A 15209-nucleotide genomic window follows, 5' to 3' on the forward strand; every position below is an offset into this window, starting at 1 on the left:
GCCTCAGGCGAAGGTGACGGAGCACGGCGGTCCGCGGCGTCCCAGGGAGTGCGCGAGGACCAGGGTCCGCGCCGTGGCGGTACGGGCCGGGGTCCGGGCCGGACGTCGGACCTCGGGGGCGCGGCGCACGGTCACCGCCGCGAAGGCCAGCAGCAGCGGCCGGACCGCCGTCGAAGCCGTGGCCGCCACCGCGCTCAGCACCTGGGCCAGCGCCCGCTCGCCCCGGCGCAGCCACGCGGCGGCGAACAGCCCCACCCCGATGTGCGCGCCCAGCAGCGCCCAGGCGACCGCCGGGTCGGCCTGGGCGAGGAGCACCGCCAGGCGGTCGCCGTTCCCCGCGGCGGAGCCGGTGACCCGGGCGAGCGGCGCGCCCACCCCGGCCCCGTCACCGCACAGCACGTCGAAGCCGAAGGAACGCAGCGGGCCCGCGACCGGGCCGCCCATCCGGCCGTAACAGACGTGCTGGCCGGTGGTGAAGACGGTGTCGGCGGCCAGCTCCAGCGGGATCAGCAGGGCGGCGATCCGCCCGAAGGAACGCTCCCGCCCCGCCAGGGCGTACGCCAGTGCGAAGACGGCGGCGGCGATCACGGCCACCGTGTTCAGCGGCAGCGGAACCCCGGACAGCAGCACGTGCGACGCGGCGCTGAGCGTCACGACGACGGCCGTGAACAGCGCCGCGCGAACGGCTCTGAGCTGGGTTCCGGATATGTCCATGGCGGGAACGAGTGTGTCACGTGCTCCGGTAAGGGATCCCTAAAGGGTTCCTGTGGATGTGCGGATGGTTACAGGCCCGGAATCCTGCCGTTGCGGAACAGGTCCAGGAAGATCTGGTGGTCGCCGCGCGCGCGGGCCCCGTAGTCGTGCGCGAACTCGACCAGGAGGGGGACCAGGGATTCCTCGTCCGCGGCGATCGCTGCGTCGATGGCGCGCTCGGTGGAGAACGGCACCAGGGACTCGCCGGACGTGTCGTCCGCCGCCGCGTGCATCGTCGCCGTCGCCCGGCCGAGGTCGGCGACGACCAGGGCGATCTCCTCCGGGTCGTCGATGTCGCCCCAGTCCAGATCCACGGCGTACGGCGACACCTCGGCGACCAGCTGGCCCGCGCCGTCCAGCTCGGTCCAGCCCAGCCACGGGTCGGCGTGCGCCTGGAGGGCGCGCTGGGAGATCACCGTGCGGTGCCCCTCGTGCCGGAAGTACTCCTGGATCGCCCGGTCCGTGATGTGCCGGGAGACGGCCGGGGTCTGGGCCTGCTTGATGTAGATCACCACATCGTTCTCCAGGGCGTCGCTGTGACCCTCCAGGAGGATGTTGTACGACGGCAGCCCCGCCGAGCCGATGCCGACGCCCCGGCGGCCCACGACGTCCTTCACCCGGTAGGAGTCCGGGCGGGCCAGCGAGGCGTCCGGCAGGGTCTCCAGATAGCCGTCGAAGGCCGCGAGCACCTTGTAACGGGTCGCGGCGTCCAGTTCGACCGCGCCGCCGCCGGAGGCGAACCGGCGCTCGAAGTCACGGATCACCGTCATCGAGTCCAGCAGCCCGAACCGGGTCAGCGAACGCGCGTCGCGCAGCGCGTCGAGCAGCGGCCCCTGCGCGGTGTCCAGCGTGAACGGCGGCACCTCGTCGCTCTTCGCACCCGTCGCCAGCGCGTGGATCCGCTCCCGGTAGGCGGCCGTGTAGATCGTGACCAGCTCGGTGATCTGCTCGTCGCTGAGCGCCTTCGCGTAGCCGATCAGGGCCAGGGAGGCCGCGAAGCGCTTGAGGTCCCAGGTGAAGGGGCCGACGTAGGCCTCGTCGAAGTCGTTGACGTTGAAGACCAGCCGGCCGTTCGAATCCATGTACGTGCCGAAGTTCTCCGCGTGGAGATCGCCGTGGATCCACACGCGCGAGGTGCGGTCGTCCAGGTACGGTCCGCCGTGCTGTGAGCCGAACTGATCGGACACCGTGAGGTCCTGGTAGAAGAGGCACGCCGTACCGCGGTAGAAGGCGAACGCCGACGCCGCCATCTTGCGGAACTTCACGCGGAACGCGGCCGGGTCGGCGGCCAGCAGTTCGCCGAAGGCGGTGTCGAGGACGGCGAGGATCTCCTCACCGCGGTGCTCGTCGTTGAGCTGCGGTACCGACATCGCTGAGTGCCTCCTGGTGCCAAAAGTCTGCGGGACGGCTGATCCGTCGCCTGCCTAACGTGTGACGGTGCGCGGGAGTGCCCGTGCCCCCGCCCGAAGGTACGTCCGCGGACGCCGGGAGTGTCAGTGCCGGGGCATAGACTTCGACGCTGTCCCCCGGACTGTCCGCCCGCCCGTCGCCGAGAGTTCTCCTTGGAGGCCGCACCGTGTCGAAGCCGCCGTTCACGCACCTGCACGTCCACACCCAGTACTCGCTGCTGGACGGTGCCGCGCGGCTCAAGGACATGTTCGACGCCTGCAATGAAATGGGCATGTCGCACATCGCCATGTCCGACCACGGCAACCTGCACGGGGCGTACGACTTCTTCCACTCCGCCCAGAAGGCCGGAGTCACCCCGATCATCGGGATCGAGGCCTATGTCGCGCCCGAGTCCCGGCGCAACAAGCGGAAGATCCAGTGGGGCCAGCCGCACCAGAAGCGGGACGACGTCTCCGGTTCCGGCGGTTACACCCACAAGACGATGTGGGCGGTGAACAGCACCGGTCTGCACAACCTCTTCCGGCTCTCCTCCGACGCGTACGCCGAGGGCTGGCTGCAGAAGTGGCCCCGGATGGACAAGGAGACCATCAGCCAGTGGTCCGAGGGCATCGTCGCCTCCACCGGCTGTCCCTCCGGCGAGGTCCAGACCCGGCTGCGCCTCGGCCACTTCGACGAGGCCCTCAAGGCCGCCGCCGACTACCAGGACATCTTCGGCAAGGACCGCTACTTCCTGGAGCTGATGGACCACGGCATCGAGATCGAGCACCGGGTCCGCGACGGCCTCCTCGAGATCGGCCGGAAGCTCGGCATCCCGCCCCTGGTCACCAACGACTCCCACTACACGTACGCGCACGAGGCGACCGCCCACGACGCGCTGCTGTGCATCCAGACCGGCAAGAACCTCTCCGACCCCGACCGCTTCAAGTTCGACGGCACCGGCTACTACCTCAAGTCCACCGACGAGATGTACGCCATCGACTCCTCGGACGCCTGGCAGCAGGGCTGCGCCAACACCCGCCTGATCGCCGAGATGGTCGACACGACGGGCATGTTCGAGAAGCGCGACCTGATGCCCAAGTTCGACATCCCCGAGGGCTACACCGAGGTCAGCTGGTTCAAGGAGGAGGTCCGCCGCGGCATGGAGCGCCGCTTCTCGGGCCAGGTCCCCGAGGACCGCCAGAAGCAGGCCGACTACGAGATGGACGTCATCATCCAGATGGGGTTCCCGGGGTACTTCCTCGTCGTCGCCGACTTCATCATGTGGGCCAAGAACAACGGCATCGCGGTCGGCCCCGGCCGCGGCTCCGCGGCCGGCTCGATCGTCGCGTACGCCATGGGCATCACCGACCTCGACCCCATCCCGCACGGACTGATCTTCGAGCGGTTCCTCAACCCCGAGCGCGTCTCCATGCCCGACGTCGACATCGACTTCGACGAGCGCAGGCGCGTCGAAGTGATCCGCTACGTGACGGAGAAGTACGGCGCCGACAAGGTCGCCATGATCGGCACCTACGGCAAGATCAAGGCGAAGAACGCCATCAAGGACTCCGCGCGCGTGCTGGGCTACCCGTACGCGATGGGCGACCGCCTCACCAAGGCGATGCCCGCCGACGTCCTCGGCAAGGGCATCGACCTCAACGGCATCACCGACCCCTCGCACCCCCGCTACGGCGAGGCCGGCGAGATCCGCGGGATGTACGAGAACGAGCCGGACGTGAAGAAGGTCATCGACACCGCCAAGGGCGTCGAGGGCCTGGTGCGGCAGATGGGCGTGCACGCCGCCGGCGTCATCATGTCCAGCGAGCCCATCGTCGACCACGCCCCCATCTGGGTGCGGCACACCGACGGCGTGACCATCACCCAGTGGGACTACCCGCAGTGCGAGTCGCTGGGCCTGCTGAAGATGGACTTCCTCGGCCTGCGCAACCTGACCATCATGGACGACGCCGTCAAGATGGTGAAGGCCAACAAGGGCGTCGACCTGGACCTGCTGAGCCTGCCGCTCGACGACCCCACGACCTTCGAACTCCTCCAGCGCGGCGACACCCTCGGCGTCTTCCAGTTCGACGGCGGCCCCATGCGCTCCCTGCTGCGCCTGATGAAGCCGGACAACTTCGAGGACATCTCCGCCGTCTCCGCGCTCTACCGTCCCGGCCCGATGGGCATGGACTCGCACACCAACTACGCGCTGCGCAAGAACAAGCTCCAGGAGATCACCCCGATCCACAAGGAGCTCGAGAAACCGCTCGAAGAGGTCCTCGCGGTCACCTACGGCCTGATCGTCTATCAGGAGCAGGTGCAGAAGGCCGCCCAGATCATCGCCGGCTACTCGCTCGGCGAGGCCGACATCCTCCGCCGTGTGATGGGCAAGAAGAAGCCCGAGGAACTGGCGAAGAACTTCACCATCTTCCAGGCCGGCGCCCGCAGGAACGGCTACAGCGACGAAGCCATCCAGGCCCTCTGGGACGTCCTGGTGCCCTTCGCCGGCTACGCCTTCAACAAGGCGCACTCCGCCGCGTACGGACTCGTCTCCTACTGGACCGCCTACCTCAAGGCGAACTACCCCGCCGAGTACATGGCCGCCCTGCTCACCTCGGTGAAGGACGACAAGGACAAGTCGGCGATCTACCTCAACGAGTGCCGCCGCATGGGCATCAAGGTCCTCCCGCCCAATGTCAATGAGTCGGTGCACAACTTCGCCGCCCAGGGCGACGACGTGATCCTCTTCGGCCTGGAGGCCGTGCGCAACGTCGGTACGAACGTGGTCGAGTCGATCATCAGGAGCCGCAAGGCCAAGGGAAAGTACGCCTCCTTCCCCGACTACCTCGACAAGGTCGAGGCCGTCGCCTGCAACAAGCGGACCACCGAGTCGCTGATCAAGGCCGGCGCCTTCGACGAGATGGGGCACACCCGCAAGGGCCTCACCGCCCACTACGAGCCGATGATCGACAACGTGGTGGCGGTCAAGCGCAAGGAGGCCGAGGGACAGTTCGACCTCTTCGGCGGCATGGGCGAGGAGGCGAGCGACGAGCCCGGCTTCGGACTCGACGTGGAGTTCACCACCGAGGAGTGGGACAAGACGTATCTGCTCGCCCAGGAGCGCGAGATGCTCGGGCTCTACGTCTCCGACCACCCGCTGTTCGGCCTGGAGCACGTGCTGTCCGACAAGGCCGACGCGGGCATCTCCCAGCTCACCGGCGGCGACTTCGGCGACGGCGCGGTCGTCACCATCGGCGGCATCATCTCCGGACTCCAGCGCAAGATGACCAAGCAGGGCAACGCCTGGGCGATCGCCACCGTGGAGGACCTCGCGGGCTCCATCGAGTGCATGTTCTTCCCGGCGACCTACCAGCTCGTCTCCACCCAACTCGTCGAGGACGCCGTGGTCTTCGTCAAGGGCCGGCTCGACAAGCGGGAGGACGTGCCGCGGCTGGTCGCGATGGAACTGATGGTCCCCGACCTGTCCAACGCCGGTACCAACGCGCCCGTAGTGCTCACCATCCCGGCCACCCGCGTGACCCCGCCCATGGTCAGCCGGCTCGGCGAGATCCTCACCCACCACAAGGGCGACAGCGAGGTCCGCATCAAGCTCCAGGGGCCGACGAAGACGACCGTGCTGCGCCTCGACCGGCACCGGGTGAAGCCGGACCCGGCCCTGTTCGGCGATCTGAAGGTCCTTCTCGGGCCGGCCTGTCTGGCGGGCTGAGACACGCGCCCGGCCGACGCGCTCGAGGGGCGCACCCTGTGACGGGTGCGCCCCTCGTCGTGTGCCCGGGGTCCGCTGCGGGTCAGTTGTGGCCGAAGCGCTTCTGACGGCCCTTGCCCTGGCCGGACTCGCCGGGCAGGACCTGGGTGGGACGGTGCTCGTCGGCCGTCTCCACCGTCGACTGCTGCGCCGACCGCTGGGAGCGCTCGGTCTGCGGCTGCTTGCGCTCACGGTTCTTGTTCTTGGCCATGGTGATGCCTCCTGAGGGGGACTAGGGGCCAGGGCCGGGACCAGATTCACACGCCCGGATCACAGCCGCATGTTGGACAATTACCGTGTGTGACCGGCGTGATCGGGGAGGAAGTGTGGAAACGCCACGCCGAAGATCGAGTTCCGGCCGTTAACCCCGGTGTGGTCGGGCAGACTCGAAGGAAGCCCGAAGCAAACCTCCCGGAAAGAGGGTGGATCGCGTGGACCGCTGCATCGTCCTGGTGGACGCCGGGTATCTGCTGGGGGCCGCCGCCAGTCTCCTCGCCGGGGAGCCGTCGCGGTCCCGCATCACCGTCGACCACGCGGCTCTCATCCAAGGGCTGCGCGAGCGCGCCGAGTCCGACACGCGGCAGCCGCTGCTGCGCATCTACTGGTTCGACGGCGCCCCCGACCGCGTCCCGCAGCCCGAGCACCGCAGGCTGCGCGTGATGCCCCGGGTCACCGTCCGGCTCGGCGCGCTGACCCGCAGCGACGGCCGCTGGGCGCAGAAGGGCGTCGACGCCGCCATGCACGCCGAGCTGACCGAACTGGCCCGCAACCGCGCCTGTTCCGACATCGTGCTCGTCACCGGCGACGGTGATCTGCTGCCCGGCATGATGGCCGCGAAGGAGCACGGCGTCGCCGTGCATCTATGGGCCGTGCAGGCCGCCGACGGCGACTACAACCAGTCCGAGGATCTGGTCGCCGAGGCCGACGAGCGGCGGGTGCTGGACCGGGCGTGGATCACCCAGGCCGTACGGGCCAAGGAGTTCGGCGGAGTGTGCGCGCCGCCGCCGGTGCCCCGGCCGGAGATCGCCGCGATCCTCTCCGCGCCGCTGCCCGACGCCGGGATGGGGGCGGCGGCGGAGCGGACGGTTCAGGAGCCCGAGCATCCCACCGCCGCCGGGCACAACGGGACCTCGGAGCGGGCGGGCAAGGGGGTGCCCACGCCGAAGGACCTGGCCGCCCTGCGGGTGCCGCATCCGCCGCAGCAGCCGGCCTCCGCCACGCTGCGGTGGTCGTCCGACAAGGGGTGGGTCGACCGGCCGGCCGCGGAGCCGCCCGATGCGGCGTCCATGCCGACGCTCGCGCAGCTGACCACGGCGGAGCAGCGGTGGGCGGACCGGGAGGAGGACATCACCACCGTCGGCGGGGATCCCTTCGAGGTGGGACAGGTGTTCGCGCGGCGGTGGGTGGAGCGGCTCGGGGATCCGAGCCAGATCCAGAAGCTGTCGGGGATGTACCCGCGGATTCCGCACCGGGTGGACGGGGAGCTGCTGCGGTACGCGGCGCGGTTCGGGTTGCTCGCTCACAAGGACGATCAGATCGATGAGCGGGATCGCTACGCCATTCGGGCGGGGTTCTGGCGTGAGCTGGATCTTCGTACGGGTACGGAGAGGGCTCCCGCGGGGGAGTGAGGCTTTGGTTCGTGGGGTGACCCGGGGATGGGCCGGGGGGCGGGACACCGTAGGCTCGGGGCTTGTGAGTACGCGCGCGGCACAGGGGTTTCGGCACGGAGGTGCCCTCGTGTGCGCGGTGCGCGGGCTGACCAAGACGTATCCGGCGGTGCGCGGCCGGCGCGGGGTGCCCGCGACGCCCGAGGTCCGGGCCACCGATGACGTGGGACTCGACATCCGGCGCGGTGAGATCTTCGGACTGCTCGGGCCGAACGGCGCCGGCAAGTCCACCCTCGTCCGCCAGCTCACCGGACTGATGCGGCCCGACCGCGGCAGCGTCGAGATCCTCGGCCACGACATCGTGCGCCACCCCGAGCGCGCCGCCCGCATCCTCGCCTACCTCGGCCAGGAGTCCAGCGCCCTCGACGAACTGACCGTGTCCCTCGCCGCCGAGACCACCGGCCGGCTGCGCGGACTCGACATCCGGCGGGCACGTGCGGAACGGGACGACGTCCTGGACGAACTGGGCCTCACCCCGATCGCCGGACGCCCCCTGAAGAAGCTCTCCGGCGGCCAGCGCCGGCTCGCCTGCTTCGCCACCGCCCTGGTGGGGGAGCGGCCCCTGCTCGTCCTGGACGAACCCACCACCGGCATGGACCCGGTGGCCCGGCGCGCCGTCTGGTCCGCCGTCGACCGGCGCCGCGCCGAACACGGCACCACCGTGCTGCTGGTCACCCACAACGTCATCGAGGCCGAGACCGTCCTCGACCGGGTCGCCGTCCTCGACCGCGGCCGCGTCATCGCCTGCGACACCCCGGCCGGCCTCAAGGAACAGGTCGCCGGCGAGGTCCGGGTCGACCTGGTGTGGCGCGAGGCGGCCCCCCTGCACGTACCCGAGGTCGCCGCGCTGCGCGACCGCGTCGTCGAGTCCGGCCGCCGCTGGACCCTGCGGCTCGCGCCCGAGGAGGCCCGTACGGTGGTCGCCACCGTCACCGGCGGTGCCGCCTTCGCCGCCCTGGACGACTTCACCCTCGCCACGCCCAGCCTGGAGGACGTCTACCTGGCCCTGGGCGGGGCCGTACGACAGGGACTGGTGAAGGCGTGAGCACGCGGGCCGCCGCATCCGTACGGAACAGGGCCGCAGTGGTTCCGGGCGAACCTCCGAACGAAGGGGAGCAGCACGACGTGAGTGTCGTACCCGCCGAAGTCGTGCCGGGCGGCGTCCTGGCCGTGGAGGAGACCGGGCCGCAGCCGGCCGGACTCGGCCCCCGCGCGCGGCTGTGGCCGTCCATGGCCGCCGTGTACCGGGCACAGCTGTCCCGGGCCCGGGTCGCGCGGATCCCGCTGCTGTTCGTGGCCACGTTCCAGTCGATCGGCATCATGATCCTGATGCGCGGGGTCGTCGACGGCGGCGGCGAGGCGCAGGCCGTGGTCGCCGGCTCGGCGGTCCTGGTCGTCGCCTTCGTCGCGCTGAACCTGCTCGCCCAGTACTTCGGACAGCTGCGGGCCAGCGGCGGGCTCGACCACTACGCCACCCTGCCGGTGCCGCCGGCGGCGGTGGTGCTCGGCGCGGCGGGCGCGTACGCCTCGTTCACCGTGCCGGGGACCGTGGTGACCGCCGTCTTCGGCTGTGTGCTGTTCGGGCTGCCGCTGGCGAACCTGTGGGTCCTCGCCGCCGTGATCCCGCTCGCCGGGGCCGCGCTCGCCGGACTCGGCGCGGCGCTCGGCCTGCTCGCGCCGCGCGCGGAGGTCGCCACACTGCTGGGCCAGCTCGGCATGTCGGCGGCGCTGCTGCTGGGCGTCCTGCCCGCGGAGCGGATGCCGGAGGTGGTGCGTCTCGCCCGGGACCTGCTGCCGTCGACGTACGGCGTCGAGGCCTTCGCGCGGACCTTCGGACCGCACCCCGACTGGACGCGGGTGCTCGCCGACCTCGCCGTGTGCGGGGTCGTCGGCGTGCTCTCGCTGGCCGTCGCGACCTGGGCGTACCGCAGGGCAGCCGTCCGGTGACGCGCCGCACAGCCGGGCCTGGCACGATGGCGGGGTGAGCGCTCCTTTGACACCACCGACGCCTCCGACACCTCCGCACGAGCAGGCGGCCGCCTCCTCCCCGTACGGGTGGAACGGCCACGCCGCATACCCCCGGCAGGACGGGTGGTACGAGAAGGACGGCCCCGGAATGAAGACGGAGTTGCGGGAGGCCGCCGTGACCGCGGTGGCGGTGGCGGCGCTCGGGGCGCTGCTCGGGGTGCTGTGGTGGTGGCTGGCGCCGCGCGTGCCGCTGGTGGGCGAGGTGCTCGACGGCACCTGGGTGGTCTACCTCAAGGACTCCGAGGGCGAGCAGGGCATCGGCGTGGACGGGACGTTCTCGCTGCTGGCGCTGGCGTTCGGGGCGGTGAGCGCGGTCGTGGTGTTCCTGGTGCGGCGGCGTGGGGGTGTGCCGCTGGTGGTGGCGCTGGCGGTCGGGGGGCTGCTGGGGTCGGTGCTGGCGTGGCGGCTGGGGGTGTGGCTGGGGCCGGGCTCCGATGTGGTCGCGCAGGCGCGGAGTGCGGGCAAAGGGGTCACGTTCGACGCGCCGTTGAAGCTGGGGGCGAAGGGGGCGTTGCTGGCCTGGCCGTTCGGGGCGTTGGTGTTGCACCTCGGGCTGACGGCGTTGTTCGGGCCCCGGGATCCTGAGCCGTTCCCCGCGGGGCCGTACGAGATTCCGGGCGCGTAGGTTATCGCCGGGTGCGCGGTGTCGGTGCGGGGTGCGTTCACCGGGAGCCGCGTGTTGGTGCGGGGCGGGAGGCGTTCGCGCGGCCCGGCGCCTGCGGGGTGCCGTCGCGCCCACCCGTGCCGCCCTGCGGCACGACTGCCCGCGGATCGCGGATCGTGGAGGGGGCGGGGTGGGGTGCCGGCCTGTGGTGCGGCCGGTCGCGGAATGCTCGGGGGTGCCCGTAGGTCAGGGGCGGGCGATCGGGGCCAGGGTTGCCGTGGTGAGGGTGGTCAGGGCCGTGGGGGCGAGTTCCACCTCCAGGCCTCTGCGGCCCGCTGAGACGCAGATCGTGGTGTGGGCGGTGGCTGAATCGTCCAGGACCGTGCGGAGTCTCCTGCGCTGGCCCAGGGGGGAGATGCCGCCCCTGACATAGCCCGTGGTGCGTTCTGCCAGGGTCGGGTCGGCCATCGACGCCCGCTTGCCGCCCACCGCCGCCGCGAGCGCCTTCAGGTCCAGCTGCCCCGCCACCGGGACCACCGCCACCGTCAGCACCCCGTCGACGTCCGCCACCAGTGTCTTGAAGACCCGGTCCGGCGAGACGCCCATCGCCTCGGCCGCCTCCTCGCCGTAGGACGGGTGGGCGGGATCGTGGTCGTAGGAGTGCACCGTGAACGGCACCCCGGCCGTGGTGAGCGCCACCGTCGCGGGCGTTCCCGCCCGTCGGCCGCCGCCACCCGTGCGCGGACGCGCCTCGTGCGCGCCGTCGTCCTGCTGGTGCTTCCTCGACTTCTTCGCCACCCGCCGCATCCTTCCAGACGGGCCGCGACGGGAGACGGCCGCCTCCGTCCGGAACGGTGTCCGGTGGAGGCGGCCGCGGATGCTACCGCCGAGGTCGTCCCGGGGTCAGCAGGTCGCCCAGGGGGTCTCGAAGGTCCCCTGCCCGGAGACCTTGATCAGGCCCTTGTAGTCACGGGAGCACGGGTAGCTCATGGTCCACGTGCTGTTGGCCCGCTCGTTCACGCTGATGCTCTTGGTCGGACCCCAGGTGGTGGTTCCGGCGGAGTTGCGGAACCCCAGCTGCGCCGAGATCGTCGAGCCGCCCGACTTCGTGTAGAAGACCGCGATGTCCTGGGGGGCCGCGCCCAGGGAGATACAGAGCTGGCCGTTGCTCAGACTCGTGCACTCGACGCGGGCCTGGATGCCCGTCTCCGAGGCCGGGACGGCGTCCCCGGTGGACGCCTGCGCGGGAGCGATCATCAGTGCGGAACCCGCCGCGACGGCCGCGGTGACGGTCAGGATGCTACGAAGGTTCATGGGGTTGTTCCTCCTGCATTCGCGTGATCATGGCCATGATCATGGCCGTAGTGATCTTAGGCAGATGATCACCGCGCACCCCATCGGTTTCGCGTCAATTCTGGCTGGTCGGCCCCCTTGTCAGCTCCACCGCGGGCAGTGAAGGCAGATGACGGATGACGGCCGTCTCGGCGCGCAGCAGCTTCAGTTCGTCACGGAGCCGGGACGCGGTGTCCGGCGCCTGCAGCAGCCGCTGCTTCGTCGGCGTGTCCAGCATCATCGCGGCGGCGACCAGGTAGGACACGACCCCCGGCTCGTCCGGCAGGTCCGCCCCGGTCGTCAGTGACCGCTCCCGCGCGCCCGCCAGCCGCTTCTGGTACTGGCGGAAGGACCGCAGCACCCCCTCGGCCAGCGCCCCCGCCTCGTCGCCCGGATCCTCTTCCAGCGGCTCCGCCTCGGCCGTCAGATACGGCCCGGAGGCGTCCACGGACAACAGCTTGATCCGGGTCGTACCGGTCGCCAGCACCTCGAACGTGCCGTCGGCCCGCTCCCGGACCGTCGCCGCGTCGGCGACGCAGGCCACCTTGTGGAAGGCGCGCAGCGGATCCGTGCCGAAGCCCGCCGCCGCGCCCCGCTCGGGCACGGCCGTCGGGTCGGGCAGGCCGCGCGCGCTCGGCGCCACCTCGTGCCCGTCGCGGATCGCCACGACGGCGAACCGGCGCGGCTCGTCCTCCGGGGTCTTCAGCAGCTCGCGCATCATGGCGCGATAGCGCTCCTCGAAGACGTTGAGCGGAAGCACGAGCCCCGGGAACAGCACCGTGTTCAGGGGGAAGAGCGGGAGCCGGACGGTCGTCACGAACCAAGAGCCTAATGGTCGCCGAAGCGGAGTCGACCGCCCCACTCACTCCCCGGCCGGTCGAAGGCCGCCGCCGGGGCCCCACAACCCCGCTAGGGACAGCCCGACGCGACCGCCGCGCGCACGTCCTGCCGGACCTCCAGGAACCGGGCCAGGGGATCGTCCGCGTCCCGGTCCCAGGGGAAGGACGTGGCGTACGGTCCCGTCAGCCGCAGCTGCTCCAGGGCGTCCCGCCGGCGTTCCAGCCGCACCAGGACGTACGTCAGCAGATTGCGCGGCTCGGCCAGTGAGGGCCGGCCCTCCGGCAGCCGGGCGGACAGCACGGCGGCGCGGTCGGCTGCCGCGTCCAGCCGGGCGCGCGGCACCTCGGGACCACAGCGGTCGGTGAGATAGCCGAACGCCGCCCGCAGCGGCAGCGTCTGGGTGAGCGAGTCCTCCGGCGCGTCCTGCGCGGCCAGATCGGCGAAGTCGAAGCACTCGCGGTGCGAGCCGTGCCAGGAGGTCGCCAGATAGCGCAGGGCCGCCACATGGCAGCCGTAGTGGTGCGGGGCGCGGCGGACCGCCGCCTCCCACAGCTCCTCGAAGTACGTGTGCCCGGCGCGCGCGCCACGGGCGTGGTCCAGGGCGAGCCGCCATGGCACCGGGTCGCCGTGGTCCGCCCGCGCGGCGGCCGTGATCCGCGGGCTCACCTCGCGCAGCAGTTCGGCCCGGGCCGGCGATTCCCAGGCGCGGTTCACCGCCCGCTGGGCGTCCACCAGCAGCCCGTCGGGGTCGCGCGGGTCACGGGCGCGCCAGATGTCCAGCCACTCGGGCCGCGCACGCGCGAAGGCGGCAACCTGCCGCACATACCGGTCCCGCTGCTCCCAGGAGCCGCCGCGCCGGGTGGCGGCGAGCAGTCCGGCGACCGGCGCGGGGTCACCGCCGGCCGCCTCCACCAGCGCCGGGCCCAGCAGGTCGTCGGGAGCGTCGAGCAGCACCTCGTCGTCGGGAGGCAGCACGACGGAGACGGGGGGAGCGGTGCCCGCCGTCTTTCCCCGCCCCCGGGAGGTCCGGGTGAACGCGTCCATCAGAGCCATGGTGCCGACCATTGAAAGACCGCAGGTCACAGGCGCGCCAGAGGAAGCACGGAAGTTGCGGAAGGTTGTACGGGCTTCGGTCAAGGACCGGCAAAAAGCAGAGCACTCGTCACCTTGTGCGCCCCTCACGCTCCGCACGCCCTACCCGTCCCAGAGGCCGCGGGGATCACACGGTCCCTACGTGCGCCGCAGAGTCCGCGTCGCCCCCGCCGCCACCGTGGTCGCCAGGATCCAGCCCAGCAGGATGAACGCGGCCGACAGCCACTGCCAGCCGCCGCGCAGCTGCCAGAAGCCCACCTGGCCGAGGTCGATCACCGGCAGCAGCAGGTCCAGGGCGAACAGGGCCGGGTTCCAGGCCGGATGCTCACCGCTCTTCAGCGGTGGGTGATCGGCCCGCGCGAAGGCCAGCGAGCCGGCCGCCCACAGCACCGCCATCCACACCGCCGCCCGGCCCGGCCGGTACCCGTAGGCGACCGTCCAGTCCTGCGCGTAACCCCACAGCTTGGCCGCGACCGGCAGGCTCTCGCGGTGGCGGCGCTGCTTGGCGAGCAGCACCTCCCGGGCGTCCTCGTCCTCCCCGCCCGCCCGCAGTACGGCGGCCAGCCGCTCGTACGGCTCCGGGTTGTACTCGGCGCTCGCCGCGTCCACCCAGCGCAGCCGCAGCGCCAGCGGAAACGGGCCGCGCGGCACCAGGTTCTCGTAGGCGAACCCGCCCATGTGCAGCCGGCCGGGGCCCGGCCAGCTGTCCGCCCGGTCCATCAGGTTGACCACCCTCGCCCCCGACAGCACCACCCGGCCGCGCGCCGGCCGCTCCCCGAGGAAGCGCAGCTCCGGTGTCTGCACCCGGCGCAGCGACAGCTCCTGCTCGTCGGTGAACGTGAACCGGGCCCCCTCGAAGTCGACCGCGTCCCCGAACCGTCCGTCGTCGAGACGCACCCCGCCCTCGCACTCGAACCGCTGGATCCGCGTCCCCCGCGCCGGTGTCATCCCGCTGCGCGCCTGGGCTCCCACCCCCGCCGGGGTCAGATACAGCGAGCGCTCCACGGTCAGCTGCGGCGCGTTCAGCGCGAGCCGGGTGTCCGGGTTGGCCAGCCGGGCGCCGCGCAGGCTCAGCGAGACACCTATCGTCGCGCTCCGCAGGCTCAGCTCGCCGTGCGACTCCAGCAGCTCCGCCTGGAGGTCCTGGCCGACGGTCATGCCGTCGGCCGCCATCGAGCGGCCGCTGCGGTCCCGGTGCACGATCGCCTGGTTGAGCAGCAGATCCGTACCGATCCGCGCGTCCGTGAGCCGTACGCCGCCCAGGAACCGGCAGCGCGGCAGATGCAGATCGCCCTCGGTGTGCAGCCGGGCCGCCTCCAGCCGCGGTATCGAGCAGTCCACCATCCGCACGGTCGTGAAGCGGGCCTCCGGCAGCAGCACGTCCCGCTCGAAACGGCAGGACCGCATCTCCCAGTACGGCACCACCGTGCCCCCGGCCAGATCCAGCGTGCCGCTGATCTGCGCCCCGACCAGCTTCAGCGACGACACCCGGCCGGCCAGCGCGGGCGGCCCGTCGAGGAGCAGCCAGCACACCACCCGCGCCCGGACCGTCCGCCCCGGGCCCCACGGATGTCCGCCGTGCGGATCGTCGACGACCGTGTCACCGCTGCTCAGGTCGTACACACTGCCGTTGCGGAAGGCCTGCCACATACCGGCCTCCACGGCGGTCAGGTCGTCCGGCGGCTCCGCGCCGGCCGGTCCCGCCCCCTCGGTCACGGAACTCCCCTCCTCCTCGGCT

13 protein-coding genes are annotated in these 15209 nt (G+C 71.6%); 5 read left to right on the top strand and 8 right to left on the bottom strand.

Features of this window, described 5'->3' with window-relative positions:
- Positions 1 to 3: 3 nt before the first annotated feature.
- Both IF28_RS0133075 and IF28_RS0133080 read right to left on the bottom strand, forming a co-directional pair.
- Positions 4 to 714, bottom strand: a complete 711-nt coding sequence (locus tag IF28_RS0133075) for a hypothetical protein (protein ID WP_030228319.1) — start codon at positions 712 to 714, stop codon at positions 4 to 6.
- Between the two features lie 68 nt (positions 715 to 782).
- Positions 783 to 2123, bottom strand: a complete 1341-nt coding sequence (locus IF28_RS0133080; protein WP_030228322.1) for a DUF2252 domain-containing protein — start codon at positions 2121 to 2123, stop codon at positions 783 to 785.
- 206 nt (positions 2124 to 2329) lie between these two features.
- Between IF28_RS0133080 and dnaE the strand changes: the two genes are divergently transcribed.
- Complete coding sequence (gene dnaE, locus IF28_RS0133085) at positions 2330 to 5869, top strand: DNA polymerase III subunit alpha (RefSeq protein ID WP_030228326.1); 3540 nt, start codon at positions 2330 to 2332, stop codon at positions 5867 to 5869.
- Between the two features lie 82 nt (positions 5870 to 5951).
- Here the strand turns inward: dnaE and IF28_RS39580 are convergent, their stop codons facing one another.
- Positions 5952 to 6119 (bottom strand): hypothetical protein, encoded by a 168-nt coding sequence (locus IF28_RS39580; RefSeq protein WP_199809075.1) that lies wholly within the window; start codon positions 6117 to 6119, stop codon positions 5952 to 5954.
- Positions 6120 to 6339: 220 nt separating this feature from the next.
- Between IF28_RS39580 and IF28_RS0133095 the strand changes: the two genes are divergently transcribed.
- The 4 genes from IF28_RS0133095 to IF28_RS0133110 all read left to right on the top strand — a co-directional run bounded on the left by IF28_RS0133095 (position 6340) and on the right by IF28_RS0133110 (position 10228).
- Entirely contained in the window at positions 6340 to 7536 is a 1197-nt protein-coding gene (locus tag IF28_RS0133095) for an NYN domain-containing protein (RefSeq protein WP_030228329.1), read from the top strand.
- A gap of 109 nt (positions 7537 to 7645) precedes the next feature.
- Positions 7646 to 8620: an ABC transporter ATP-binding protein gene (locus IF28_RS0133100; RefSeq protein ID WP_030228332.1), complete on the top strand. Its 975-nt coding sequence runs from the start codon at positions 7646 to 7648 to the stop codon at positions 8618 to 8620.
- An 80-nt stretch (positions 8621 to 8700) separates the two neighbouring features.
- The gene (locus IF28_RS0133105; RefSeq protein WP_030228336.1) at positions 8701 to 9522 is read left to right on the top strand and encodes an ABC transporter permease; all 822 of its coding nucleotides are present in this window, start codon (positions 8701 to 8703) and stop codon (positions 9520 to 9522) included.
- Between the two features lie 34 nt (positions 9523 to 9556).
- Complete coding sequence (locus IF28_RS0133110) at positions 9557 to 10228, top strand: hypothetical protein (protein WP_051713966.1); 672 nt, start codon at positions 9557 to 9559, stop codon at positions 10226 to 10228.
- 225 nt (positions 10229 to 10453) lie between these two features.
- On the opposite strand, the gene ybaK is transcribed toward IF28_RS0133110, so the two are convergent.
- The 5 genes from ybaK to IF28_RS0133135 form a co-directional block, all read right to left on the bottom strand.
- The gene (ybaK, locus tag IF28_RS0133115; protein ID WP_030228340.1) at positions 10454 to 11005 is read right to left on the bottom strand and encodes a Cys-tRNA(Pro) deacylase; all 552 of its coding nucleotides are present in this window, start codon (positions 11003 to 11005) and stop codon (positions 10454 to 10456) included.
- 105 nt (positions 11006 to 11110) lie between these two features.
- A complete protein-coding gene (locus IF28_RS0133120) occupies positions 11111 to 11521 on the bottom strand; it encodes a hypothetical protein (protein WP_030228343.1) in 411 nt (136 codons plus the stop codon).
- A gap of 94 nt (positions 11522 to 11615) precedes the next feature.
- Positions 11616 to 12356, bottom strand: a complete 741-nt coding sequence (locus IF28_RS0133125) for an LON peptidase substrate-binding domain-containing protein (protein ID WP_030228346.1) — start codon at positions 12354 to 12356, stop codon at positions 11616 to 11618.
- A gap of 92 nt (positions 12357 to 12448) precedes the next feature.
- Positions 12449 to 13432, bottom strand: coding sequence for a hypothetical protein (locus tag IF28_RS0133130; protein WP_406710570.1), 984 nt, complete (start codon positions 13430 to 13432; stop codon positions 12449 to 12451).
- Between the two features lie 177 nt (positions 13433 to 13609).
- On the bottom strand, positions 13610 to 15187 hold the full coding sequence (locus tag IF28_RS0133135; protein ID WP_030228351.1) for an oxidoreductase: 1578 nt from the start codon (positions 15185 to 15187) through the stop codon (positions 13610 to 13612).
- Positions 15188 to 15209 lie beyond the last annotated feature (22 nt).

Origin of the sequence: Streptomyces sp. NRRL WC-3626 (assembly GCF_000718785.1) — a bacterium.
GTDB lineage: Bacteria > Actinomycetota > Actinomycetes > Streptomycetales > Streptomycetaceae > Streptomyces > Streptomyces edwardsiae.

What these genes read in the sequence shown, in the direction of transcription:
- IF28_RS0133075 (WP_030228319.1), bottom strand. Translation starts at nt 714, where the DNA reads ATGGACATATCCGGAACCCAGCTCAGAGCCGTTCGCGCGGCGCTGTTC.
- IF28_RS0133080 (WP_030228322.1), bottom strand. Translation starts at nt 2,123, where the DNA reads ATGTCGGTACCGCAGCTCAACGACGAGCACCGCGGTGAGGAGATCCTC.
- IF28_RS39580 (WP_199809075.1), bottom strand. Translation starts at nt 6,119, where the DNA reads ATGGCCAAGAACAAGAACCGTGAGCGCAAGCAGCCGCAGACCGAGCGC.
- IF28_RS0133120 (WP_030228343.1), bottom strand. Translation starts at nt 11,521, where the DNA reads ATGAACCTTCGTAGCATCCTGACCGTCACCGCGGCCGTCGCGGCGGGT.
- IF28_RS0133130 (WP_406710570.1), bottom strand. Translation starts at nt 13,432, where the DNA reads ATGGCTCTGATGGACGCGTTCACCCGGACCTCCCGGGGGCGGGGAAAG.